The sequence below is a fragment of the Streptomyces sp. Tu 3180 genome (genome assembly GCF_009852415.1).
GTDB lineage: Bacteria > Actinomycetota > Actinomycetes > Streptomycetales > Streptomycetaceae > Streptomyces.
This window is the reverse complement of sequence record NZ_WOXS01000002.1, coordinates 6,904,528-6,925,845: the sequence shown is the minus strand read 5'-3', so window position 1 is coordinate 6,925,845 and position 21,318 is coordinate 6,904,528. Positions and strand designations below refer to the sequence as shown.

The following is a 21,318-nucleotide window of genomic DNA, read 5'->3' as shown; positions in this document are numbered from 1 at the left end:
GGGCGGTCAGGCCGCGCCGTCGCGGCGCTCCCCGGAGTCCTTGTCGTCGTCGACGATCTCCGCGTCGACGACCCCTTCCTCCTCCTGCGGTGAGGTGTGCTGCGCGGTGCTCCCCGTCGGGTTCTGCCCGGCCCGCTCGTACATCGCCTGGCCCATCCGCTGGCTGACCGTGGCGAGTTTCTCGACGCCTGTGCGCAGGTCGGCCGTGTCGGGGGACTGCTGCTCCAGCAGCCGCTTCAGCTCGGTGACCGCCGAGTCGACCTCGGACCTGGTGTCGCCGGGGACCCGGTCGCCGTTCTCCCGCAGGAACTTCTCGGTCTGGTAGACGAGCTGCTCGGCCTGGTTGCGGGTCTCGGCCGCCTCGCGGCGCCTGCGGTCCTCCTCGGCGTACTGCTCGGCCTCGCGCATCATGCGGTCGATGTCGTCCTTGGGCAGCGCCGAGCCGCCGGTGACGGTCATCTTCTGCTCGCGGCCGGTGGCGAGGTCCTTGGCGGAGACGTGCATGATCCCGTTGGCGTCGATGTCGAAGGCCACCTCGATCTGCGGGACGCCGCGCGGGGCGGGCGGCAGACCGGTGAGGTCGAAGACGCCGAGCTTCTTGTTGTAGGCGGCGATCTCGCGTTCGCCCTGGTAGACCTGGATGCCGACCGAGGGCTGGTTGTCGGCGGCGGTGGTGAAGATCTCCGAACGCCGGGTCGGAATGGTCGTGTTGCGTTCGATCAGCTTGGTCATGATGCCGCCCTTGGTCTCGATGCCGAGGGACAGCGGGGTGACGTCGAGCAGCAGGACGTCCTTCACGTCACCACGGATGACGCCCGCCTGCAGCGCCGCGCCGACGGCGACGACCTCGTCGGGGTTGACGCCCTTGTGCGGGTCCTTGCCGGTGAGTTCGCGGACCAGTTCGGTGACGGCGGGCATCCGGGTGGAGCCGCCGACGAGGATGACGTGGTCGACGGCGGAGAGCTTCACGCCGGCGTCCTTGACGGCCTGGTGGAAGGGCTTCTTGCAGCGCTCCAGCAGGTCCTCGGTGAGCTCCTGGAACTGGGCGCGGGTGAGCTTCTCGTCGAGGTGCAGGGGGCCCTCGGCGGAAGCGGTGATGTAGGGCAGGTTGACGGTGGTCTCGGAGGACGAGGACAGCTCGATCTTGGCCTTCTCTGCGGCCTCCCGCAGCCGCTGCACCGCCATCCTGTCCTGCGCCAGGTCGATGCCGTACTGCCCCTTGAAGCGCTTGGTGAGGTACTCGACGACGCGCTGGTCCCAGTCGTCGCCGCCGAGGTGGGTGTCGCCGTTGGTCGCCTTCACCTCGATGACGCCCTCACCCATCTCCAGGAGCGACACGTCGAAGGTGCCGCCGCCCAGGTCGAAGACGAGGACGGTCTGGTCGTTCTCCTTGTCCAGGCCGTAGGCGAGGGCGGCGGCCGTGGGCTCGTTGATGATCCTCAGGACGTTCAGTCCGGCGATCTCCCCGGCCTCCTTGGTCGCCTGCCGCTGGGTGTCGTCGAAGTACGCCGGCACGGTGATCACCGCGTCGGTGACGTCCTCGCCGAGGTAGGACTCCGCGTCCCGCTTCAGCTTCTGCAGCACCCGCGCGGACAGTTCCTGCGCCCGGTAGCGGGTGCCGTCCACCGACCCCTGATCCGGGAAGCGCCACTGCGCGTCGCCCATGTGGCGCTTGACCGAGCGGGCGGTGCGGTCGACGTTCGTCACCGCCTGCCGCTTGGCCACCTCGCCGACCAGCACCTCGCCGTTCTTGGCGAAGGCCACGACCGAGGGGGTGGTCCGCGCGCCCTCCGCGTTGGCGACGACGGTGGGCTCACCGCCCTCCAGCACGGCCACCACCGAGTTCGTGGTCCCCAGGTCGATTCCGACCGCACGTCCCATCGCCGTCCCCTTCCGCCGTTCCGCCGGGGCACCTCTCCGGACTTCCAGCACAAAACTTGAGCGGCCCGTTGTCAATAGCTTGAGTGGGTCCTTGTCAACCGGCCGGCCGGCGGAAGCGGCGGGTGCGGACGGGCGCGGTGGAAGAGGCGGCGCGCAGTTCCACGGCGCGCCGCGGGCGGTCGGTGACCAGCACGTCCACCCGCGGGTCGGTGAGGAACGCGCGCAGCGCCGTGTCCTCGTTGACCGTCCACACCATGGTGAACAGCCCGTTGCGGGCCGCCTCGCGCAGCACCGTGGCACGGGCCAGGCGCTGGTGCACGGCGACCCCGTGGGCCCCGCAGGCGCGGACGCGGCGCATCGGCAGCAGCTCGCTCAGCCGGGTGGACACCAGCCGGCCGCGGCCGACGTCCTTGCCGTCCCGGCCGAGGGACAGCGCGGTGCGCACCCGGGGGAAGGCGCGGGTGACGGCCGCGAGGGACCGGTCCTCCAGCGTGGTGACCACGAAGCCGTCCTCGCCGAGCAGGGCGGTCGCGCGGTCGACCAGCTCCTTCTCGTGGCCCGTCTCCTTCAGGTCCAGGTGCCCGACGAGCTTCCCGGCGACCAGCGCCATGACGTCGTCCACGACGGGCACGGGATAGCCGGCGCGCTCGTCCAGTTCGGCGTGGGTGAGCGTGGACAGCAGGGGCCCGGTGCGGCGCACCCGGGCGTCGTGGTGGACGACGAAGACGCCGTCCGCGGTGCGCCGGACGTCGAACTCGGCGTACTCGGCGCCGGACGCGAGCGCGTCCTCGTACGCCTCACGGGTGGCCGGGGCGGCGCGTTCGGAGCCCCCCTGGTGGGCGGAGACGGCGGGGCGTGGCGTCATGGTGGTCGGCTCCCGGAGGGGGACGTGCCGCGGGCCGCCCCGGCCGGGGCGGCCCGCGGTGGTTCGACGCGGCGAGCGGGTCAGGCGAGCTTCGCCGTCAGGGTGATGTTCGTGCCCTTCAGCGCCTGGCTGACCGGGCAGTTGACCTTGGCGTCCTCGGCGGCGGCGACGAAGCCGGCCTCGTCCAGGCCGGGCACGGCGCCCTCGACGGTGAGGTGGATGCCGGTGATGCCCTCACCGGGCACGAAGGTGACGTCGGCGGAGGTCGTCAGACGGGTCGGCGGGGTGCCGGCCTTGTCGAGGCCGTTGGAGAGGGCCATCGAGAAGCAGCTGGAGTGCGCGGCGGCGATCAGCTCCTCCGGGCTGGTCTTCCCGTTGGCCTCCTCGGCGCGCGACGCCCAGGTGACCGGCTGCTCGCCGATGCTGCCGGAGGAGTCGAAGGTGACGACCCCGCTGCCCTTGAACAGGTTGCCTTCCCAAACGGTGTGTGCGGAGCGCGTGGCTGCCATGACGCATCCTTTCGAAAATGTCCGGCCCTGTGTCCGGCTGTGCTCGGTCCGGGAGCCCGGGCCACCGGGCTCCCGGCTCCATCCGATCACACTACGGCTCAACTCACCCGGAAGACGGGCCCCCTCGCGGTGAACGGCAGCCGCGCGCCCCGCGGGAGGAGGTAGGCGTGCTCGCGCCGGACCCGCAGCACGTCGCACCGGCCGTCGGTGATGACGAGGACCGGCGCGGTGGGCGGGAAGTCGTCCGCGCGCTGCAGCAGGTCGACGCCGGGCTGCAGGACGGTGCCGCCCCGGCCGTGCACCCGCACGCTCCCCCAGAGCCCAAAAGGCCTGGGAGGTGCCCCCACGGCGATCCCGGTGACCGGCAGGTAGCCGGCGTCGTGCGGCGCCGCGTCGCAGAACACCACGCGGGCGGCCGGCACGTCGCGGGCCTCGGCGTAGGAGGCGATGGCGCCGAGGGCCTTGCCGAGCAGGACCCGGTCCATGGAACCGGAGGTGTCCAGGACGACGCCGAAGGTGCAGCGCGCCGTCTCCTCGGGCGGGAAGTACCGCCCGGCGCGGGGGATGTCCGGGGTGGACGCCTGGCGGCGCGAGGGGCGGGCGTAGGAGCGCACCGGCTCGGGGCGGGGCACGAACTCGTCGAACCAGCGGGCGAGCCGCGCGTCCCAGGGCAGCGGCGGGTGGCTGAGCGCGCGGATCTCCTCGACCAGTCCGCCGGGCAGGAAGCCGCGCTCCTGCCGCTCGTGCAGGTCCAGGCCCTGGGCGAGGCCGCGGCGGTAGAAACCGTCGAGGTCGACGTGGTCGCGGGGCGGGCCGAGCGGACCGCCGAGGACGTCGCCGACGCCCTTGCCGCGCGGGGTGGCCAGGCGCCGCATGCGCCTGAGGTCGCCGGCGATCCGGTCGTGGACCTCCTCGGCGGACAGCCCGGCGAGCTCCCTGTCGTACAGCAGGCCCTCGGGCATGGTGCCGACCTGCATCTCGACGAGCCAGCCGTTGACGACGTAGTCGCAGGCGACGTTGAACAGGTAGGGGTCGCGGGCGCCGCAGCGGTCGCCGTGGCGCAGGGCGGCGTGCAGCATCTCGTGGGCGAGGACGAACCGCCATTCCTCGTCGTCGAACTGCCGCAGCGGGTTGACGTAGATCTCGCCCGCCCCGGCGTCGACGGCGGCGACGGAGATGCCGTGGGCGCGGGCGAGTTCGGCGTCGGCGACGAGGGTGATGCCGGCCGCGATGCCGCCGAGCAGGGGGTAGGAGGAGACGAACCAGCCGAGCGCCCGCTCCCAGGGACGCCGTGGGACCCTCTTGCCGTCCAGGCTGTCGAGGCGGCCGCCCGCCATGTCCATCGCGGCGGACACGGTGCGGGTGAGCGCGGTGGCGAACGCCAGCTGGTGGTCCGGCGGCTGCCCGTACCAGCCGTACCACTCCTGGAGGAACAGGTCCGCCTCGCCGCCCGCCGTGCCGCAGCGCTCGTACACGGCCGGGACCCCGTCCCGTCGCCAGCGCGCGGCGAGCTGCTCCTCGTCCCCGTCGGGGTAGGCGGCGGGCAGGTGGTCGGGCGTCCTGCCGACGGGGAAGCCGAGCAGGAAGCGGTTGACGACCACGCAGCGGGCGGCGAGCTCGCAGCGGTCCGGCTGCTCGCGCGTGCCCTTGGCGGCCGGGACATGGCCGAAGCCGAGGTGGAGGACGGCGTGGGCGAGGGCCCACGCCCAGGTGTCCGGGTCGGCCGTGCGGTCCGGGTGGGCGTGCAGGACGGCCTCGGAGTCCACGCGGACCAGCCCCTCCCGGGGGGCGAGCTCGCAGTTCTCCCGGCGGCAGACGTCGAAGTCGACGGCGGCCAGCGCGGGGTTGGCCCGCACCAGGCGGAGCCCGGCGTCGAACGCCTCCCCCGCGAGGTCCCGCTTCTTCCGCCCCTTCGTCCGGGGCCGGGTCATCGCCGCGCCTCCACCAGCCGGGGCATGTCGCGGGCCGCCTCGACCAGGAACCAGGACGGCAGGACCGGGTTGCCGTCGGCGTCGGAGGCGATGACGCTCTGGGCCACCTCGACGGAGATCTCGGCGAGCTGCACCAGCAGCGACTTGGCGCGGTACGCGGTCTGGCGGCCGTTCGCCGACATGTGCTCCCTGCTCGCCGGCAGTTCCTTGACCAGCCGGCCACGGAAGGACTCGGCGAGGTAGTACAGCAGGTCGCGGTCCTCCGGCCGGTGCGGCCAGCGGGCTTCGCCCTTGATGACGGCGTCGATCCCGAAGCGGCTGCGCACGATCTTGACGTAGCCGCAGAAGGCGGTGGCGTGCGCGGGGGTGAGCGTGCCGTGGGCGAGGACCCTCAGGGTGTCCTCGTCGAGGTCGCGGCCGAAGGAGTGCAGCGCGTCGGAGAGCATGTGCCAGGAGCGGGGGGTGGAGAACGGCTCCTCGGTCTTCGGCGGCTTGGACCACAGGTGGTCGGGCCGGTCGGTGAGGTGGTCGGTGATCCAGGGGTGGATGCCGTTGTCCGCCGCCCAGACCAGCCAGTCCTTCGGCGAGGCCTCCAGGTGGACGTGGGTGAGGCGGTTGACCAGCGCGGAGGCGAGGGGGCGGGCGAGCGCGTTGTCGGTGGCGCGGTTGCCGGCGCCGATGACGACGGAGCCCTCGGGCAGCTCGTAGTCGCCGATGCGGCGGTCCAGGATCAGCGAGTAGAACGCCTTCTGCACGTCCGGGGTGGCCGCGTTGAGCTCGTCCAGGAACAGGCAGTACGGCTCGTCGCGGGCGATCGCCTCCGGCGGGCAGAACACCGAGCGGCCGTCACGGATCTGCGGCACGCCGATGAGGTCCTCGGGGGCGAGCTGGGTGCCCAGCAGACTCACGCACTCCAGCCCCAGGGACTGGGCGAACTCCCTCACCAGGGAGGACTTCCCGATGCCGGGTGCGCCCCAGAGGAAGACCGGCCGCACGGTCGCGAGACCGAGCAGCAGCTCCGGGACGCGGGCGGGGGTGACGGTGACGGCTGCCTGCACGCAGCGGCTCCTGGGGGTCCGGGAAGGGGGGCGGGACGCGCGGCGGTGCGGCGTCCGGTACGGACAGTCTGGGCCGCGGCGATCACGCGCGCAGCCGAATTTCCGGCACCCCGGGGGCGAACGGCGCCCGCCGGGGCACCGGGGAGGGCTCAGGCCGCGCGTTCCCGGCGCGGTTCCTCGGGCCGGCGCGCGTCCCCCGACTCCTTCAGCCAGCGCCGCAGTACGTGGTGGACCTGCTCGGCGCCGGCGAGTTCCGCTCCGTCGGGGACCGGTGGGGACAGCGCGAGCGGGGACAGCAGGAACGGGCGGGACTGGGCGCCGCCGAGACCGCCGTGGGAACCGATCTGCTCCTCGAAGGCGAGGACCTCGCCGTCGGCCGGGTCGTGGAAGGAGTTGACCATGATGTCGGCGGTGTGCGGGAAGGTGTGGGTGCGGCGCACGACGTCCGCGGCGCCGGGGCCGAAGGCCGCGAGCGGCCCCGGGTCGTCGTCCAGCTCCGCCAGCGGGATCTGCGCTCCGTACGCGCCGAGCACGACCCCGCCGTGGACCTCGCTGCGCACCAGCAGGAAGCCGATGCCGGGGTGGTTGGCGAGGGTCGGCAGCAGCGCGGGGTGGCGGGCGTCGATCTCCTCCTTGGTCATCCGGTGCGGCACGTCCGGGAAGGAGACCAGGCCGAGGTTGCCGGAGGCGAGCACGACGGGCTCCGAGCCGCGGGTGGGCCGGTAGTGCTCGGCCCCCTCCTCGACCGGCCGGCGCAGCGCCGCCCGGACGGCCGCGCGGGCCTCCGCGCCGCTGTGGGTGCGGCGCGCCCTGCGCGGCACGGGCAGTCCGCAGCCGGCCCGCACCAGGTCGCCGAGGGTGAGGCCGTAGCGGGCGCGGAAGGTCTCACCGGGGCTCTGCCCGTGGTCGGACAGGACGACGATCCGGTACGGGCGCGGGGCGTGCTCGGCGACCTTCTCGATCAGGGCGAGGGCGCGGTCGAGGCGCTGGAGGACCTTCTCGGCGTCCCTGCTCGACGGTCCGGAGTGGTGGGCCACCTCGTCGTAGGCGACCAGGTCGGCGTAGACGGCGGTGCGGCCGGCGAGCAGGTCGCCCATGACGGCGGCGACGACGACGTCCCGCTCGACGACCGTGGCGAACGCCCGGACGAACGGGTACAGCCCGCCGCGGGAGACGCGCGGGCGCTGCTTCGCGAGCCGGGCCCGGGTGGACTGGCCTATCTCGCGGCCGACCTCGGCGACGAAGGACAGGGCGGTGCGCACGGCGTTGGCGGGGTCGGAGAAGTACGCGAAGTAGCCCGCGCGGGAGCGGGCCCCCGGGCCGCGGCGGCGGGTGGCGATGGACAGCACCAGGGCCTGCTCGTCGGCGCCGCCGCCGAAGAGGTTGCCGCGGCTGGCGCCGTCCTCGGCGAGCAGGCCGGCGTGCCCGGAGTGCTCGATGGCGCGGGCCTGGAGTTCGGCGGCGCTGGTGGGGCGGTTGCAGACCATCACCTCGCGGCGGGCCTTCTCGTACCAGCGGAAGGCGGGCACGTCGTGGTTGCTGCCGTGCAGGATGCCGAGCTGGCTGGCGCCGGTCTGGCTGGACCAGTCGGTGCGCCAGGGGATGAGCCGGTGGGTGGGCCGGTCGCCGGTGCCGGTGCCGAGCCAGCGGGCGACGGTGGGCATCAGGTCCTTGCCGACGGCGTCCAGCAGGACGTCGTGGCCGACGCCGTCGAGTTGCAGGAAGACGGTGCCGGGCGTGTCCGGGCAGGGCGGGTCGGTGCGGCGCCGGCGGTCGGCCAGGCGGTAGAGGCGGCGGCGGTAGGCGTCGTCGTCGCGTACGGCGAGGGCGGCGCCGGTGGCGGAGGCGACGGCGGACATCACGGCGGCCACCACCACCGCCGTCTCCGGGGCGGCGTCGCCGCGTTCGACGGGGTTCAGGCGCAGGGCCAGCCACAGCAGCGCGCCGTTGAGGAAGAACACCAGCAGGCCGAGGACGAGCGCCGGTACGAGCAGCAGCAGCCGCACCAGCAGCGGCCAGACGAGGGCGGACAGCAGGCCGAAGGCGCCGGCGCCGAGCACGGCGGTGACCGCGATGTCGGTGGCGCTGTCGCCGTCGGCCGAGCGCAGCCGGAAGTCCGGCAGGATCCCGGCGAGCAGCAGCATGGTGAGCGTGGAGACCACCCACACGGCGATGCTCCGCCCGATCTGACTGGCGATCCGCCGCCACCGCCCGCCACCCACCACGCCCAGCACACCTCACGTTCCGGCCCTAGCCCTCGTCCACCCTGTCACAACGGCCGGAAGGGGTGCTTCGTCCCCGGTCGCCCGGGCCGCCGGCGGCTCAGCGGCCGTCGTAGCCGGCGGTCGGCAGGGACAGCCGGCGGTGCACACGGGCCTTCATCGCCGCGTCGTACGACGGTTCGGCGCGGCCCACCGTCTCCACGCGCACCCCGCGCCGCGCGCACTCCGCGGTGAACTCCTCGACGGAGGACAGGGCGCGCTCCAGGACCCGCCGGCTGGGCGCCACGAACACGTCGGCGCCGGGCCGTACGCCCTCCCACAGGGCGCCGTGGTCGGGGCGCAGTCCCCGCACGAGCAGTTCCCGGGCCACCACGTAGCCGCGTTCGGCGGCCCAGCGGGCGCACATGGCGTGCTGGCTGCGGGAGTCCACCAGGAAGGGATCGGCGTCCAGTTCCTCCAGCGGCGTCAGACTCGCGATCGCCGTCACCCGGACCGGCCCCATGACGCCCCCTCATCTCCGGTCTTCGCCGCCGACCCTACTCCTGCACGTAGGCTTCGGGGAGTCGCGCGAAGGAGGCGGAGGAGTGCCGGTGGAGGTCACCTGGTGGGGTCACGCCACGTGCACGGTCGAGGACTCGCACACCCGCGTGCTCACCGACCCCCTGTTCGCCCGCCGGCTCGCGCACCTGCGGCGCCGGCGCGGCGCGGTGCCGCCGGCCGAGGCCCGGCACGCGGACGTGGCCCTGGTCTCCCACCTGCACGCCGACCATCTGCACGTGCCCTCGCTCGCGCGGCTCGCCCCGGGCACGCGCCTGCTCGTGCCCCGGGGCGCACGACGTGCCGTACCGGGGCTGCGCCGGCTCACTCATCTCGACGTGAGCGAGGTGGCGCCGGGCGACGTGACGACGGTCGGCTCCCTGGTCGTACGCGCCGTCCCCGCGCGGCACGACGGGCGGCGGCTGCCGGTCGGGCCGCACCGCTCCCCCGCCCTCGGCTACGTCCTGGAGGGCGAGGCGCGCACCTACTTCGCCGGGGACACCGGACTGTTCGACGCGATGGCCAAGGAGGTCGGGCCGGTCGACGTGGCGCTGCTCCCGGTGGGCGGCTGGGGACCCCACCTCGGCGAGGGGCACCTGGACGCGGGGCGCGCGGCCGAGGCGCTGGCCCGGCTGGGGGCGCGCAGCGCGGTGCCGGTGCACTACGGCACGTACTGGCCGATCGGGATGGACGCCGTGCGTCCGCACGAGTTCCACGCGCCGGGCGACGAGTTCGTGCGGCTGGCCGCCGTGCGGGCGCCCGGGGTGGCGGTGCACCGGCTCGGGCACGGGGAGAGCGTGCGTCCGGAGGTCGCGCGGTGATCCTGTCCACCGCCCCGGTCGGGGCGGCCGGGGCGCACCTGTCCGCGGCGGCCGTACCGGCGACCGTCCCGGTGACCGTGGTGTCGGACTCCACCCAGCAGGCGGTCGGGTATCCGTCGCTGTTCCTGCTGGTGCTGATCGGGGCGCTGGTGCCGGTGGTGCCGACGGGGGCGCTGGTCAGCTCGGCGGCCGTGGTGGCCCTCCACCGGGCGGCGCCGATCTCGCTGGCGCTGGTGTTCGTGACGGCGTCGCTGGCCGCGTTCCTCGGGGACGTGGCGCTGTACTGGCTGGGGCGGCGCGGGATGAAGTCGAGGAACGGCTCCCGCTGGCTGGAGGCGATCCGGGCGCGCGCGCCGGAGGACCGGCTGGCGCAGGCGCAGCAGAAGCTCGCCGACCACGGGGTGGCGGTGCTGGTGCTGTCCCGGCTGATGCCGGCCGGGCGGCTGCCGGTGATGCTGGCCTGCCTGGTCGCGAAGTGGCCGATGCGCCGCTTCGTCCGCGGCAATCTGCCGGCCTGCCTGGCCTGGGCGGTGACGTACCAGCTGATCGGCGTCCTGGGCGGCTCGCTGTTCGACGAGCCGTGGGAGGGCGTGGTCGCGGCGATCGTGCTGACCGTGCTGATCAGCGCGGTGCCGGGGGTGTGGCGGCGGCTGCGGGGGGCGGCGGGGCGGTAGCGCGCCGCCGCGGTCGCCGAGGGGTCGCGTCCCCGTCACCGAAGGATCCGGGACCCGCCCACCGGGAGGTCCCACAGGCGCTCGCGGGGCAGTCCCGCCTTCTCCCAGGCGGCGCGGACGCGGGTGAGGGGCTCCAGGACCGGTTCCGCGGAGAGGACGAAGGTCGCCCAGTGCATGGGGGCCATGTGGCGCGCGCCCAGGTCCTGTGCGGCGTACACCGCCTCCTCGGGGTCGCAGTGGACGTCCCTGAGCCACCAGCGGGGGTCGTAGGCGCCGATGGGCAGCAGGGCGAGGTCGATGCCGGGGTAGCGGCGGCCGATCCGGGAGAACCAGTGGCCGTAGCCGGTGTCGCCGGCGAAGTACACGCGCCGCCCGTCGCGGTCGGTGAGCACCCAGCCGCCCCACAGGGAGCGGCAGGTGTCGGTGAGGGTGCGCTTGGACCAGTGGTGGGCCGGCACGAAGTCGAAGCGGACTCCGTCCAGTTCGGCCGCCTCCCACCAGTCCAGCTCGGTGACGCGGGTGAACCTGCGGCGGTGGAACCAGCGGGCGAGCCCGGCCGGTACGAACACCGGGGTGTCGCGCGGGAGCCGGCGCAGGGTGGGGGCGTCGAGGTGGTCGTAGTGGTTGTGGCTGATGACGACCGCGTCGACGCGCGGCAGTTCCTCCCAGGCGACGCCGACGGGGGTGAGGCGGGCCGGGGTGCCGAGGATCCGGCGGGACCAGACCGGGTCGGTGAGCACGGTCAGGCCGCCGATCCGCACGACCCAGCTGGCGTGTCCCGCCCAGGTGACGGCGACCGTGCGGGCGTCGACGCGGGGCAGCGGACCGGGGGCGTACGGCAGCCCGGGGGCGTCGGCGAGGCCCTCGGGGCCCGGCCGTACGGCGCCCTCGCGGGCGAAGCGGGCCAGGGCCTTCAGCCCGGGCAGCGGGGCGGTCAGCCGGTCGTGGAAGGTGCGCGGCCACACCCGGCGTTCGGCGAGCGGACGGGGTTCGGCCAGCGGGGGGCAGGGGGGCGCGGGAGGGGAGAGGACGGCCGGGTCGCGGTCGTCGGCTTCCGGAGCGGTCGTGCCGGCGGCCGCGCCCGCCGCCGGTCTGCCGGCCGCGCCGGTGGCCGGTCCCCCGGTCGTGTTCGCGGTCGGTCTCCCGGTGGTGCTCGCGGTCGACTCGGACTGCTGCGTCATCGAGGAGGCTCCCATCGCTGAACGTCGTCGCGGAGATCGTCGAAGACCGACTTCAGGTGGATCAACGCACGGTGCACGTGCGGCAGTTCCAGCGGCTCGGGGGCGAGGAGGCATTCCGCGCGCCGTTCGGCGGTGTCACCGAGCAGGGGCGCGGTGGACAGCCGCACGCGGGGGGCCTCGAGGTCGTCGCCGAACCGGTGGCCGCCCGGCGCGGGCATGCCGAGCCGGTCGGTGAGGAAGTCCTCGAGCTCCTGGGCGTCGTCGACGCCGTGCGCGGCGAGCGCGGGGGCCAGGGGGGTGAGGTCGACGTACAGGTGCCGTCCGCACTGCGGGGGCCGGGCCACGGCCCCGGCGGCGACGACGGCGTGGTGGGCGGCGGCGGCCGCGCGCGCGTGCAGGCGCACGGCGGCGGCGACGCGCGTGGCGACCGGTTCCGGCTCGGACAGCGCGTACCCCGCCGCGGCGGCCACGGGGGCGGCCACGCGCGCGTCGAGGGCGGTGAGCACGTCCAGCACGCGCGCGTGGAGGGCGTTCCCCTCCTCGCCCGCCGGGAAGCGGGCGACGGCGGCCGGCCAGCCCGGCGGGAGCAGGGCGCCCGCCAGGTCGGTGACGACGGTGACCCGCTCGGGCAGCATCTCGGCGGGACTGAGCAGCACCGTGTCGTGCGGGTCGTGCAGGGTGTCCCGCCAGGTCTCGTCACTGACCAGGTGCAGCCCCTGGCCGACGGCGGCCTCGAGGGTCTCGTGCAGCAGCTCGGGCGGGGCGACGGTGGCGGTGGGGTCGTCGGCGACGGAGAGCACCAGCAGGCGCGGGTCGCCGCCCTCGGCGCGGACCCGGCGCACGGTCTCCAGCAGGGCGTACGGGTCGGGTACGCCGCCGCTCTCGGCCGGGGTCGGCACGTGGAAGGCGGGTCTGCCGAGCAGACGGGCGTAGGGGGCCCACCAGGCGGCACAGGGCCTGGGCACCAGCACGTCACCGCCGACGGCGGCGGTCAGGGCCACCAGCAGGGCGGGCGCCCCTGGGGCGACGGCCACCCGGTCGGGGGCGGCGGGCAGGCCGCGCCGGTCGCCGTAGCCGCAGGCGGCGTCCAGCAGGGCGGGGCCGCCGCCCACCGGTTCGGCGCCGGCCCGGGACGCCGCCGCGGCGAGGACGGCGGACAGCTCGGGCAGGACGGGAAGCCCGTCCTCGGGGACCGGCGGCCCGAAGCGGACGGGGCCGTGGCCTTCCGGGTCCGTCCGCCGCATCCGTACCTCCGCGCAGTCCGTGGTGCCCTGATGCCGTGTGCCGGTGCCCGCTCGTGCCCTCGGCGTGTGAGTACCCAGCGCACCGCCGGACATGGCCGCCGGGCCGGGTCGTGCAGCTCACAGCATGGGCGGCGGCGCCCGGGGGAAGGGGCGGTACGGACGTCAGCCGCCCGTGCGGGCGCTCCGGCCGCGGTACAGCCGGTGCGCGGCGGCGGCGAACGCCCCCGCGATCAGCAGCCCGCCGGCGGCCAGGGCGGGCACGGAGTCGGTGAAGGCCCCTCCCCCGCCGGCGTGGACGCCCCGCTGCACGGCCGCACCCGCGCAGCGGGCGTCCTCCTCCCGCGGTCCGGTGTCCCCCGGCGCGTCGTCCCCGGCCCCGGCCTCGTCCGGCTCGGTCTCCTCGAACGCGGTGCCTCCGGGTTCGGTCCCTTCGAACCCGGTCCCCCCGGGTTCGGTCACCCCAAGCCCGGTCTCCTCGAATCCGGTCACCCCGGGCCCGGTCCCCTCGAACCCGTTCCCTCCGGGCCCGGTCTCCTCGAACCCGGTCACCCCGGGCTCGGCCTCCTCGAACCCGGGCCCCCCGGGCTCGCTTTCCCCGGGTTCGGTCCCCTCGGGTTCGGTCTCCTCGGACCCGGTCCCCCCGGGCCGGCTGCCCGCGGTCCCGAAGGTGTCCGGTCCGGTTCCCTCCGAAGCGAAGGCGTCCCCCTCCGCGCCCTGGGGTGCGAAGGCGTCCGGCTCGGTGCCGCCCGGCACCGTGTCCTCCGGTAGCGAGGCGTGCGGCACGGAGCCGTCCGGGCCGGAGGCGTCCGGGCCGGAGGCGTCCGGGCCGGAGGCGTCCGGGCCGGAGGCGTCCGGGCCGGAGGCGTCCGGGCCGGAGGCGTCCGGGCCGGAGGCGTCCGGGCCGGAGGTGTCCGGCACGAAGCCCTGTGACTCACGCTCCTCCCACCGGTACCCCTCCGGTTCCGGGCACGGCGAGGAGGAGGAGGCGGCGGCGCCCGGGCCGGACCGGGAGAAGGTCCCCGGGGCGACGGTCCCCCCGGCGGCTCCGCCGCCCGGGCCGGCCTCCGCGGACGCGACCGGCGCGAGCACGCCGAGGACGGTGCCGGTGACGGCGGCGAGGGACAGGGCACGGGCGGTGCGGCGCATGGTGCGGGCTCCTTCGGGCGACGGCGGGGGCACGGCGATCGCGCCCGACGGCCGCGCGGGTGTGACCCACGTCGGCGGGGCACGGGGGTGGCGCCCCACAGCCATCACAGCCCGCCGGCCGCCGCACCGCTCGCGGCCGGGCACCATTCGCGGGACGGGCACGCCCGAGCGGGTGAAGGACCCCGCCGGACCGCGCCCCGCGTCCCGCTCGGCCGCTCCCTACCCGCCGTCGTCCTGCATGACCTGCTCCCGGACCCGGCCGCAGCAGCGGCTGATCAGGCGGGAGACGTGCATCTGGGAGATGCCCAGCTCCTCGGCGATGCTGCTCTGCGTCATGTCGCCGAAGAACCGCATGTAGAGGATGGTCCGCTCCCGTTCGGGCAGCGCGGCCAGGCGCTCCTTGACGGCCTCGCGGTCGACCACCGTGTCCAGCGCCGGATCGGGCCCGCCGAGGGCGTCGCCGAGCGAGTAGCCGTCGTCGCTGCCGGGCAGTTCGGCGTCCAGGGACAGCGCGGTGAAGCTCTCCAGCGCCTCCTGTCCCGTGCGGACGTCCTCCTCGCTCAGGTCGGTGTGCTCGGCGATCTCGGCGACGGTCGGCCGGCGGCCGGAGATGGTCTGGGACAGGTCCTGCGAGGCGAACCGGACACGGTTGCGCAGGTCCTGCACCCGGCGCGGCACGTGCAGGGTCCACATGTGGTCGCGGAAGTGCCGCTTGATCTCCCCGGTGATGGTGGGCACGGCGTAGCTCTCGAAGGCGTTGCCGAGCCCGGGGTCGTACCGGTCGACGGCCTTGACCAGGCCGAGTGCGGCGACCTGGCGCAGGTCCTCGAAGCTCTCGCCGCGGCTGCGGAACCGTCCGGCGAGACGGTCGGCCATGGGCAGCCACGCCTCGACGATCTCGTCGCGGAGCGTGTCGCGCTCCGCGCCCGGGGGCAGTGCGGCCAGCCTGCGGAAGGCGTCCGCGGTGTCGGGGGCGTCGTCGTGCGGGTGGTGCTTCGCGCTCGCTCGGGTCGGCATGGTGCGTCGCAACTCCCTCGGAGTGCTCGGGGACGGACGGTCACCGTGGAGAGCGCACCTGCGTTCGGGACAGGGGTCCCGGAGTGGTGCCACTACCCACGGGCGTGCCTGCTGTCCGAAGCACTGAGGGTGCGCCTGCCCGCACTCTCCGCCCGCAAACCCCCCGGCGCGGGCTTTCCGCCGGCGCCCCTGGCCGGCCCGTCCGGCCGCCGCGTCCCCTGCCCGCCTCGACCGCCCGGCGCGTCCCCGCACCCGGTCGGGCCGGTGTTCGCCACGGGGGCCGGGTGAAGCGCCGCAGGTCGCGGACGAGGTGAAGCGCCGCAGGTCGCAGGCGGGGGAAGCGCCGCAAGTCGCAGGCGGGGCGAGGAAGGCCCTAGGACCGCGCGGCGCGGTCTGCTTCTCCGTTCCTGACCGGGCGCGTGTGGATCTTGGCCATGCATGCCGGGAGGGCGGCGCCGTCGTCGTGGTTGCGGGCCCGGTAGGCGCTCGGGCTCTCCCCGACGAGCTCGGTGAAGCGCGAGCTGAACGACCCCAGGGACGTGCAGCCGACCGCGACGCAGACCTCGGTCACCGTGAGGTCGCCGCACCGCAGCAGCGCCTTGGCCCGCTCGATGCGGCGGGTCATCAGGTAGCTGTAGGGCGTCTCGCCGAAGGCGGCGCGGAAGCTCCGGGAGAAGTGGCCCGGCGACATCAGGGCGTCGCGCGCCAGTGCCGGGACGTCCAGCGGCTCGGCGTAGTCGCGGTCCATCCGGTCGCGGGCCCGCCGCAGGCGTACCAGGTCGTCGAGGTCCGGCCGTCTCATCCCGTCAGTCTCCCACGGGGCCCGCGCCCGGGGGACGCCCGCGCCCGGACGGATCAGGAATCGAGAAGCGCGGATCACCGGGCGGCGGCTAGCGTGACCGCGACGGAACGCCCGGCGAAGACGGTTCCACTCGGGACGGATGGGGAGACGATGAGCAAGGCCACGAGGACGGACGCGCAGTCACCCGCGCCGCACGCTGCCGACAGTCACGATCTGATCCGCGTGGTCGGCGCGCGCGAGAACAATCTCAAGGACGTCAGCATCGAGATACCGAAGCGCAGGCTGACCGTGTTCACCGGCGTGTCCGGCTCGGGCAAGAGCTCGCTGGTGTTCGACACGATCGCCGCGGAGTCGCAGCGGCTGATCAACGAGACCTACAGCGCCTTCCTGCAGGGCTTCATGCCGACACTGGCGCGCCCCGAGGTCGACGTGCTCGACGGGCTGACCACCGCGATCACCGTGGACCAGCAGCGGATGGGCTCCGACCCCCGCTCCACGGTCGGCACCGCCACCGACGTCAACGCGATGCTGCGCATCCTCTTCAGCCGGCTCGGGAAGCCGCACATCGGTCCGCCCGCCGCGTACTCCTTCAACGTGGCCTCGGTGAGCGCGAGCGGCGGGTTCACGGTCGACCGCGGTGCCGACAGGACCAGGACCGAGAAGGTGTCCTTCAGCCGCACCGGCGGCATGTGCACGCGCTGCGAAGGCCGGGGCACGGTCTCCGACATCGACCTCACCCAGCTCTACGACGCCTCCAAGTCGCTCTCCGAGGACCCGTTCACCATCCCCACCTACACCGGGGGCGGCTGGGTGGTGCGGATCATCGCCGAGTCGGGCTTCTTCGATCCGGACAAGCCGATCCGCGAGTACACCGAGAAGGAGCGGTACGACTTCCTGTACCGCGAGCCGACCAAGGTGAAGGTCAACGGCGTCAACCTCACCTACGAGGGGCTGATCCCGAAGATCCAGAAGTCGTTCCTCTCCAAGGACCGGGAGTCGATGCAGCCGCACATCCGGGCGTTCGTGGACCGGGCGGTGACCTTCACCGAGTGCCCCGACTGCGACGGGACCCGGCTCAGCGAGCTGGCCCGCTCGTCGCGGATCGGCGAGCTCAGTATCGCCGACGCCTGTGCGATGGAGATCCGCGACCTGGCCGAGTGGGTCCGCGGCCTCGACGAGCCCTCGGTCGCCCCGCTGCTCACCGCGCTGCAGCACTCCCTCGGCTCGTTCGTGGAGATCGGCCTCGGCTACCTCTCGCTCGACCGGGCCTCGGGGACGCTCTCCGGCGGCGAGGCGCAGCGCATCAAGATGATCCGCCACCTCGGTTCCCCGCTCACCGACGTCACCTACGTCTTCGACGAGCCCACGGTCGGTCTGCACCCGCACGACATCCAGCGGATGAACGGCCTGCTGCTGCGGCTGCGGGACAAGGGCAACACCGTGCTCGTGGTGGAGCACAAGCCGGAGACGATCGCCATCGCCGACCACGTCGTCGACCTCGGCCCGGGCGCCGGCACGGCGGGCGGCACCGTCTGCTTCGAGGGCACCGTCGAGGGGCTGCGGGCCAGTGACACCGTCACCGGCCGCCACCTCGACGACCGGGCGGTGCTCAAGGAGACGGTGCGCACACCCACCGGGGCGCTCCGGATCCGCGGTGCGACGGCGAACAACCTGCGCGACGTGGACGTCGACATCCCGCTCGGCGTGCTCTGCGTCGTCACCGGCGTCGCCGGCTCCGGCAAGAGCTCGCTCGTCCACGGCTCCATCCCCGCCTCGGAGGGGGTGGTGTCGGTGGACCAGACGCCGATCCGCGGCTCGCGCCGGAGCAACCCGGCGACGTACACCGGGCTGCTCGACGCCGTCCGCAAGGCGTTCGCCAAGGCCAACGGCGTGAAGCCGGCGCTGTTCAGCGCCAACTCCGAGGGCGCCTGCCCCACCTGCAACGGCGCCGGTGTCGTCTACACCGACCTGGGGATGATGGCCGGCACCGCCACCACCTGCGAGGAGTGCGAGGGGAAGCGGTTCCAGGCGTCCGTGCTGGAGTACACCCTCGGCGGCAAGGACATCAGCGAGGTGCTGGCGATGCCGGTGACCGAGGCCGAGGAGTTCTTCGGCTCCGGCGAGGCACGCACCCCGGCCGCCCACAGGATCCTCGGCCGGCTCGCCGACGTCGGGCTCGGCTACCTCACCCTCGGCCAGCCGCTCACCACCCTGTCCGGCGGCGAGCGGCAGCGGCTCAAGCTGGCCACCCACATGGGCGACAAGGGCGGCGTGTACGTCCTCGACGAGCCGACCACCGGCCTCCACCTCGCCGACGTCGAGCAGCTCCTCGGCCTGCTCGACCGGCTCGTCGACTCCGGCAGGACGGTCATCGTGATCGAGCACCACCAGGCGGTCATGGCGCACGCCGACTGGATCATCGACCTCGGTCCCGGCGCCGGCCACGACGGCGGCCGGATCGTCTTCGAGGGCACCCCCGCCGACCTCGTCGCCGCCCGCTCCACCCTCACCGGCGAGCACCTCGCCCAGTACGTCGGCGCCTGAGGCGGGGCGCTCCACGTCCCGCGGACGGACCGGTCCACAGGAGCCCGGGGATCCGGGGATCCGGGGATCCGGGGATCCGGGGATCCGGGGATCCGGGGATCCGGGGATCCGGGGATCCGGGGATCCGGGGATCCGGGGATCCGGGGATCCGGGTGCGGTGGCCGCGGATCACTCCGCGGCCACCGGCTCGGGCATGATGACCGGATAGATGCCGTGTACATCATCCTGCTCGGCATCCCGTGACCCACGTGCCCGAGGAGAGACGTCCGTTGAACCCCCGCACCCCGGCCCCCGGCAGCTACTACGAGCGCATCGACGAGCACCGTTTCAAGCCGACGGCCCACGCGGGCGGTGCCTGGCACCAGGACGAGCAGCACTTCAGCCCGCTCGGCGGGCTCGTCGTCCACGCCCTCGACCGCCACCTGGCCGAACGCGCCGACGAGGGTCTCCTGCTGTCCCGGATCAGCTATGACATCCTGGGGCGGCTCGCGCTCGACGAGTGCGAGATCCTGGTGGAGACCGTCCGCCCCGGCCGCACCATCGAGCTGCTGGAGGCCGTCGTGCGGACGGCCGGCCGCCCGGTGGTCCGCGCCCGGGCGTGGCTGCTCGCCGCCCTCGACACGTCCGCCGTCGCGGGCGGCGCCGGGGAGCGGCTGCCCCGTCCCGAGACCCTCGCGCCGTGGGCGATGTCCGAGCAGTGGCCCGGCGGCTACATCGCCTCGCTGGACGTCCGCCCGGTCGGGCCGCCCGCGCCCGGCCGCACGACCGCGTGGGTCTCCACCCGTCTCGCTCTGGTCGCCGGCGAGGCGAGCAGCCCGCTCGCCTCGTACCTGGCCCTCGTGGACACGGCCAACGGCATCGCGGTGCGCCGGCCGCCCACCGAGTGGATGTTCCCGAACGTGGACCTCACCGTCCACCTGCACCGCCGGCCCGGGGGCGGCTGGACGGGCCTGGACACCACCGTCGCCTTCGGCCCCACCGGCCAGGGCCTCACCAGCACCGTCCTGCACGACCTCGACGGCCCGGTGGGAACCGCCCAGCAGATCCTCACGGTCCGTCCGCAGCCGGGACGCCGCTGAGCCGGCCCCGATCAGACCGTCGGCGTGCGGCCGGCGGGATCGCCGGCGTCGGGCCGCCGGGACGGCAGCACCACTTCCTCGTAGCGGCCCAGCACCAGGACCACACCGAGCATGAGCAGGGGGAGGAGCACAGCGAACACCACCATGGCCTGACCTTTCAGGAGCCATGTGGGGGGCGGACGACCCGGGTCACCCGCCGGCGGGCGGTCAAACCGGGGCGGCGCCGATCCGCCGCCCGAACCCCGTGTCGGTGTCCGCTGGCCGGGTACGCGGTGCGGACCCCGAAGGTCTGGAGGGAGACATGCAGCGAGGCAGTGACCGGCTGAGCGTCCACCGTGACGACGAGATGAAGCACGAACTGCAGGGCCTGCTCAGGTCCGGGCACCCCACCCGCACCGAGGAGTGGCACGACCCGGAGCCGTTCGCCGACGACGACCCGGCGGTCGTGTACGGTCCGGTGACGCCGGGCCGCGGACCGACGTCGCTGGAGTCGTTGCGACTGGAACTGGCCCGGATCCTGGGCCGCGGGGCGTTCCCCGCGGGTCCGCGCGAACTGATGCGCACACTGAACCGGCGGTACGCGCCCGACGCGCTCGTCGAGGCGCTGGAGCGGCTGCCTCAGCAGGCCCGCTACAACAACGTGCAGGAGCTGGCCGAGGCGCTGACCCGGTCCCCGGAGACGGAGAACGCCTAGTCGGCCCGTCCGGGGCGCCGCGGCCGGCCCGCCCCGGGCCGGCCGCGGCGCCCCTGCGGCCGGGGAGCGGAGGGAAGGCCTCAGTCATGGCCGAGTTCGTCAAGGACGTGATGACTCCGGGCGTGGTCGCCGTGCGTCCGGACGCCTCGCTCGTCGAGGCGGCGCAGCTGATGCGCACCCAGAACATCGGCGACGTGGTGGTGGCCGACGGGCAGCGGGTGGTCGGTGTGCTCACCGACCGCGACATCGTGATCCGGTCGGTCGCGGAGGGCGCGGACCCGCTCGGCGTGAGCGCCGGGTCGGTGTGCAGCCCGGATCCGTTGACGCTCGCCCCGGACGATCCGGTGTCCTCGGCCGTCGCGCTGATGCGTGAGCACGCCGTACGCCGGATCCCGGTCGTCGAGAACGGTCTGCCCGTCGGGCTGGTGAGCCTCGGCGATCTGGCCCGGGCACGGGATCCGGAGTCGGCGCTGGCCGACATCAGCCGCGCGGAGCCGGACGAGAACAACTGAACGAAAGGACGTGGGACCCTCATGCGAATCGCGTTTCTGACCGCGCCCGAGGGCGTCGAGCAGGTCGAGCTGACCGAGCCGTGGCAGGCGGCCGTGGACGCCGGTCACGAACCCGTGCTCGTCTCGACGCGGTCGGGCGAGATCCAGGCGTTCGACCACCTCGACAAGGCGGACACCTTCCCCGTGCAGGAGGTCGTCGGCGAGACGTCGGCCGACACCTTCGGCGGGCTGGTGCTGCCGGGCGGGGTGGCCAACCCGGACTTCCTGCGCATGGACGAGAAGGCCGTGGCGTTCGTGCGGGACTTCTTCGAGCAGGGCCGTCCGGTCGCCGCGATCTGTCACGCCCCCTGGACCCTCGTCGAGGCGGACGTGGTCCGGGGCCGGGTGCTGACCAGCTGGCCGAGCCTGCGGACCGACCTGCGCAACGCCGGCGCGACGTGGGTCGACGAGCAGGTGAAGATCTGCGACCACGGGCCCAACAAGCTGGTCACCAGCCGCAAGCCGGACGACCTCAAGGCGTTCTGCGAGGCGTACCTGGAGGTGTTCGGGTCGGAAGGGGACTGAGGAGGTCCGGGCGGGCGGATCCGCCCGCCCGCTTCCG

20 protein-coding genes are annotated in these 21,318 nt (G+C 74.4%); 7 read left to right on the top strand and 13 right to left on the bottom strand.

What is annotated here, in order from left to right:
* Positions 1-6: 6 nt before the first annotated feature.
* The 7 genes from dnaK to GL259_RS31730 form a co-directional block, all read right to left on the bottom strand.
* Positions 7-1,881: a molecular chaperone DnaK gene (dnaK, locus tag GL259_RS31760; RefSeq protein ID WP_159536714.1), complete on the bottom strand. Its 1,875-nt coding sequence runs from the start codon at positions 1,879-1,881 to the stop codon at positions 7-9.
* Between the two features lie 94 nt (positions 1,882-1,975).
* Positions 1,976-2,746: a glycerophosphodiester phosphodiesterase family protein gene (locus GL259_RS31755; protein WP_159536713.1), complete on the bottom strand. Its 771-nt coding sequence runs from the start codon at positions 2,744-2,746 to the stop codon at positions 1,976-1,978.
* An 80-nt stretch (positions 2,747-2,826) separates the two neighbouring features.
* The gene (locus tag GL259_RS31750; protein ID WP_159536712.1) at positions 2,827-3,255 is read right to left on the bottom strand and encodes an OsmC family protein; all 429 of its coding nucleotides are present in this window, start codon (positions 3,253-3,255) and stop codon (positions 2,827-2,829) included.
* A 98-nt stretch (positions 3,256-3,353) separates the two neighbouring features.
* Positions 3,354-5,186 (bottom strand): hypothetical protein, encoded by a 1,833-nt coding sequence (locus GL259_RS31745; protein WP_159536711.1) that lies wholly within the window; start codon positions 5,184-5,186, stop codon positions 3,354-3,356.
* Positions 5,183-6,244, bottom strand: a complete 1,062-nt coding sequence (locus GL259_RS31740; RefSeq protein WP_159536710.1) for a MoxR family ATPase — start codon at positions 6,242-6,244, stop codon at positions 5,183-5,185. Before GL259_RS31740 ends, GL259_RS31745 begins: the two co-directional genes overlap by 4 nt.
* A gap of 149 nt (positions 6,245-6,393) precedes the next feature.
* A complete protein-coding gene (locus GL259_RS31735) occupies positions 6,394-8,466 on the bottom strand; it encodes a phage holin family protein (RefSeq protein WP_279578655.1) in 2,073 nt (690 codons plus the stop codon).
* 100 nt (positions 8,467-8,566) lie between these two features.
* The gene (locus tag GL259_RS31730; protein ID WP_159536709.1) at positions 8,567-8,968 is read right to left on the bottom strand and encodes a hypothetical protein; all 402 of its coding nucleotides are present in this window, start codon (positions 8,966-8,968) and stop codon (positions 8,567-8,569) included.
* Positions 8,969-9,050: 82 nt separating this feature from the next.
* On the opposite strand from GL259_RS31730, the gene GL259_RS31725 reads away from it, so the two are divergent.
* Together GL259_RS31725 and GL259_RS31720 are read left to right on the top strand one after the other, a co-directional pair.
* Positions 9,051-9,824 (top strand): MBL fold metallo-hydrolase, encoded by a 774-nt coding sequence (locus GL259_RS31725; RefSeq protein WP_159536708.1) that lies wholly within the window; start codon positions 9,051-9,053, stop codon positions 9,822-9,824.
* Between the two features lie 38 nt (positions 9,825-9,862).
* A complete protein-coding gene (locus GL259_RS31720) occupies positions 9,863-10,498 on the top strand; it encodes a VTT domain-containing protein (RefSeq protein ID WP_159539148.1) in 636 nt (211 codons plus the stop codon).
* Between the two features lie 35 nt (positions 10,499-10,533).
* Here GL259_RS31720 and GL259_RS31715 read toward each other — a convergent pair whose 3' ends face one another.
* The 5 genes from GL259_RS31715 to GL259_RS31695 all read right to left on the bottom strand — a co-directional run bounded on the left by GL259_RS31715 (position 10,534) and on the right by GL259_RS31695 (position 15,888).
* Positions 10,534-11,679 (bottom strand): MBL fold metallo-hydrolase, encoded by a 1,146-nt coding sequence (locus tag GL259_RS31715; RefSeq protein ID WP_159536707.1) that lies wholly within the window; start codon positions 11,677-11,679, stop codon positions 10,534-10,536.
* A complete protein-coding gene (locus GL259_RS31710) occupies positions 11,676-12,923 on the bottom strand; it encodes an aminotransferase class I/II-fold pyridoxal phosphate-dependent enzyme (RefSeq protein ID WP_159536706.1) in 1,248 nt (415 codons plus the stop codon). The genes GL259_RS31715 and GL259_RS31710 overlap by 4 nt, the downstream gene beginning before the upstream one ends.
* Positions 12,924-13,085: 162 nt before the next feature.
* Complete coding sequence (locus GL259_RS39390; protein WP_159536705.1) at positions 13,086-14,069, bottom strand: hypothetical protein; 984 nt, start codon at positions 14,067-14,069, stop codon at positions 13,086-13,088.
* Positions 14,070-14,288: 219 nt separating this feature from the next.
* Positions 14,289-15,086, bottom strand: coding sequence for an RNA polymerase sigma factor SigF (locus tag GL259_RS31700; RefSeq protein ID WP_159536704.1), 798 nt, complete (start codon positions 15,084-15,086; stop codon positions 14,289-14,291).
* A gap of 373 nt (positions 15,087-15,459) precedes the next feature.
* On the bottom strand, positions 15,460-15,888 hold the full coding sequence (locus tag GL259_RS31695; protein ID WP_159536703.1) for a helix-turn-helix transcriptional regulator: 429 nt from the start codon (positions 15,886-15,888) through the stop codon (positions 15,460-15,462).
* A gap of 150 nt (positions 15,889-16,038) precedes the next feature.
* On the opposite strand from GL259_RS31695, the gene GL259_RS31690 reads away from it, so the two are divergent.
* A complete protein-coding gene (locus GL259_RS31690) occupies positions 16,039-18,432 on the top strand; it encodes an excinuclease ABC subunit UvrA (RefSeq protein WP_159536702.1) in 2,394 nt (797 codons plus the stop codon).
* 269 nt (positions 18,433-18,701) lie between these two features.
* Positions 18,702-19,511, top strand: a complete 810-nt coding sequence (locus GL259_RS31685) for a thioesterase family protein (RefSeq protein WP_159536701.1) — start codon at positions 18,702-18,704, stop codon at positions 19,509-19,511.
* A gap of 11 nt (positions 19,512-19,522) precedes the next feature.
* On the opposite strand, the gene GL259_RS39385 is transcribed toward GL259_RS31685, so the two are convergent.
* Positions 19,523-19,657: a hypothetical protein gene (locus GL259_RS39385; protein ID WP_279578639.1), complete on the bottom strand. Its 135-nt coding sequence runs from the start codon at positions 19,655-19,657 to the stop codon at positions 19,523-19,525.
* Positions 19,658-19,812: 155 nt separating this feature from the next.
* Between GL259_RS39385 and GL259_RS31680 the strand changes: the two genes are divergently transcribed.
* From GL259_RS31680 to GL259_RS31670, 3 genes are all read left to right on the top strand, one after another.
* Complete coding sequence (locus tag GL259_RS31680) at positions 19,813-20,205, top strand: DUF2795 domain-containing protein (RefSeq protein WP_159536700.1); 393 nt, start codon at positions 19,813-19,815, stop codon at positions 20,203-20,205.
* 86 nt (positions 20,206-20,291) lie between these two features.
* Positions 20,292-20,717, top strand: coding sequence for a CBS domain-containing protein (locus GL259_RS31675; RefSeq protein WP_159536699.1), 426 nt, complete (start codon positions 20,292-20,294; stop codon positions 20,715-20,717).
* 21 nt (positions 20,718-20,738) lie between these two features.
* Positions 20,739-21,281 (top strand): type 1 glutamine amidotransferase domain-containing protein, encoded by a 543-nt coding sequence (locus tag GL259_RS31670; RefSeq protein ID WP_159536698.1) that lies wholly within the window; start codon positions 20,739-20,741, stop codon positions 21,279-21,281.
* Positions 21,282-21,318 lie beyond the last annotated feature (37 nt).

Coding starts and splice junctions, on each gene's coding strand:
- dnaK (WP_159536714.1), bottom strand. CDS start 1,881: ATGGGACGTGCGGTCGGAATCGACCTGGGGACCACGAACTCGGTGGTG.
- GL259_RS31755 (WP_159536713.1), bottom strand. CDS start 2,746: ATGACGCCACGCCCCGCCGTCTCCGCCCACCAGGGGGGCTCCGAACGC.
- GL259_RS31750 (WP_159536712.1), bottom strand. CDS start 3,255: ATGGCAGCCACGCGCTCCGCACACACCGTTTGGGAAGGCAACCTGTTC.
- GL259_RS31745 (WP_159536711.1), bottom strand. CDS start 5,186: ATGACCCGGCCCCGGACGAAGGGGCGGAAGAAGCGGGACCTCGCGGGG.
- GL259_RS31730 (WP_159536709.1), bottom strand. CDS start 8,968: ATGGGGCCGGTCCGGGTGACGGCGATCGCGAGTCTGACGCCGCTGGAG.
- GL259_RS31715 (WP_159536707.1), bottom strand. CDS start 11,679: ATGACGCAGCAGTCCGAGTCGACCGCGAGCACCACCGGGAGACCGACC.
- GL259_RS31710 (WP_159536706.1), bottom strand. CDS start 12,923: ATGCGGCGGACGGACCCGGAAGGCCACGGCCCCGTCCGCTTCGGGCCG.
- GL259_RS39390 (WP_159536705.1), bottom strand. CDS start 14,069: ATGCGCCGCACCGCCCGTGCCCTGTCCCTCGCCGCCGTCACCGGCACC.
- GL259_RS31700 (WP_159536704.1), bottom strand. CDS start 15,086: ATGCCGACCCGAGCGAGCGCGAAGCACCACCCGCACGACGACGCCCCC.
- GL259_RS31695 (WP_159536703.1), bottom strand. CDS start 15,888: ATGAGACGGCCGGACCTCGACGACCTGGTACGCCTGCGGCGGGCCCGC.
- GL259_RS31690 (WP_159536702.1), top strand. CDS start 16,039: ATGAGCAAGGCCACGAGGACGGACGCGCAGTCACCCGCGCCGCACGCT.
- GL259_RS39385 (WP_279578639.1), bottom strand. CDS start 19,657: ATGGTGGTGTTCGCTGTGCTCCTCCCCCTGCTCATGCTCGGTGTGGTC.
- GL259_RS31680 (WP_159536700.1), top strand. CDS start 19,813: ATGCAGCGAGGCAGTGACCGGCTGAGCGTCCACCGTGACGACGAGATG.
- GL259_RS31675 (WP_159536699.1), top strand. CDS start 20,292: ATGGCCGAGTTCGTCAAGGACGTGATGACTCCGGGCGTGGTCGCCGTG.
- GL259_RS31670 (WP_159536698.1), top strand. CDS start 20,739: ATGCGAATCGCGTTTCTGACCGCGCCCGAGGGCGTCGAGCAGGTCGAG.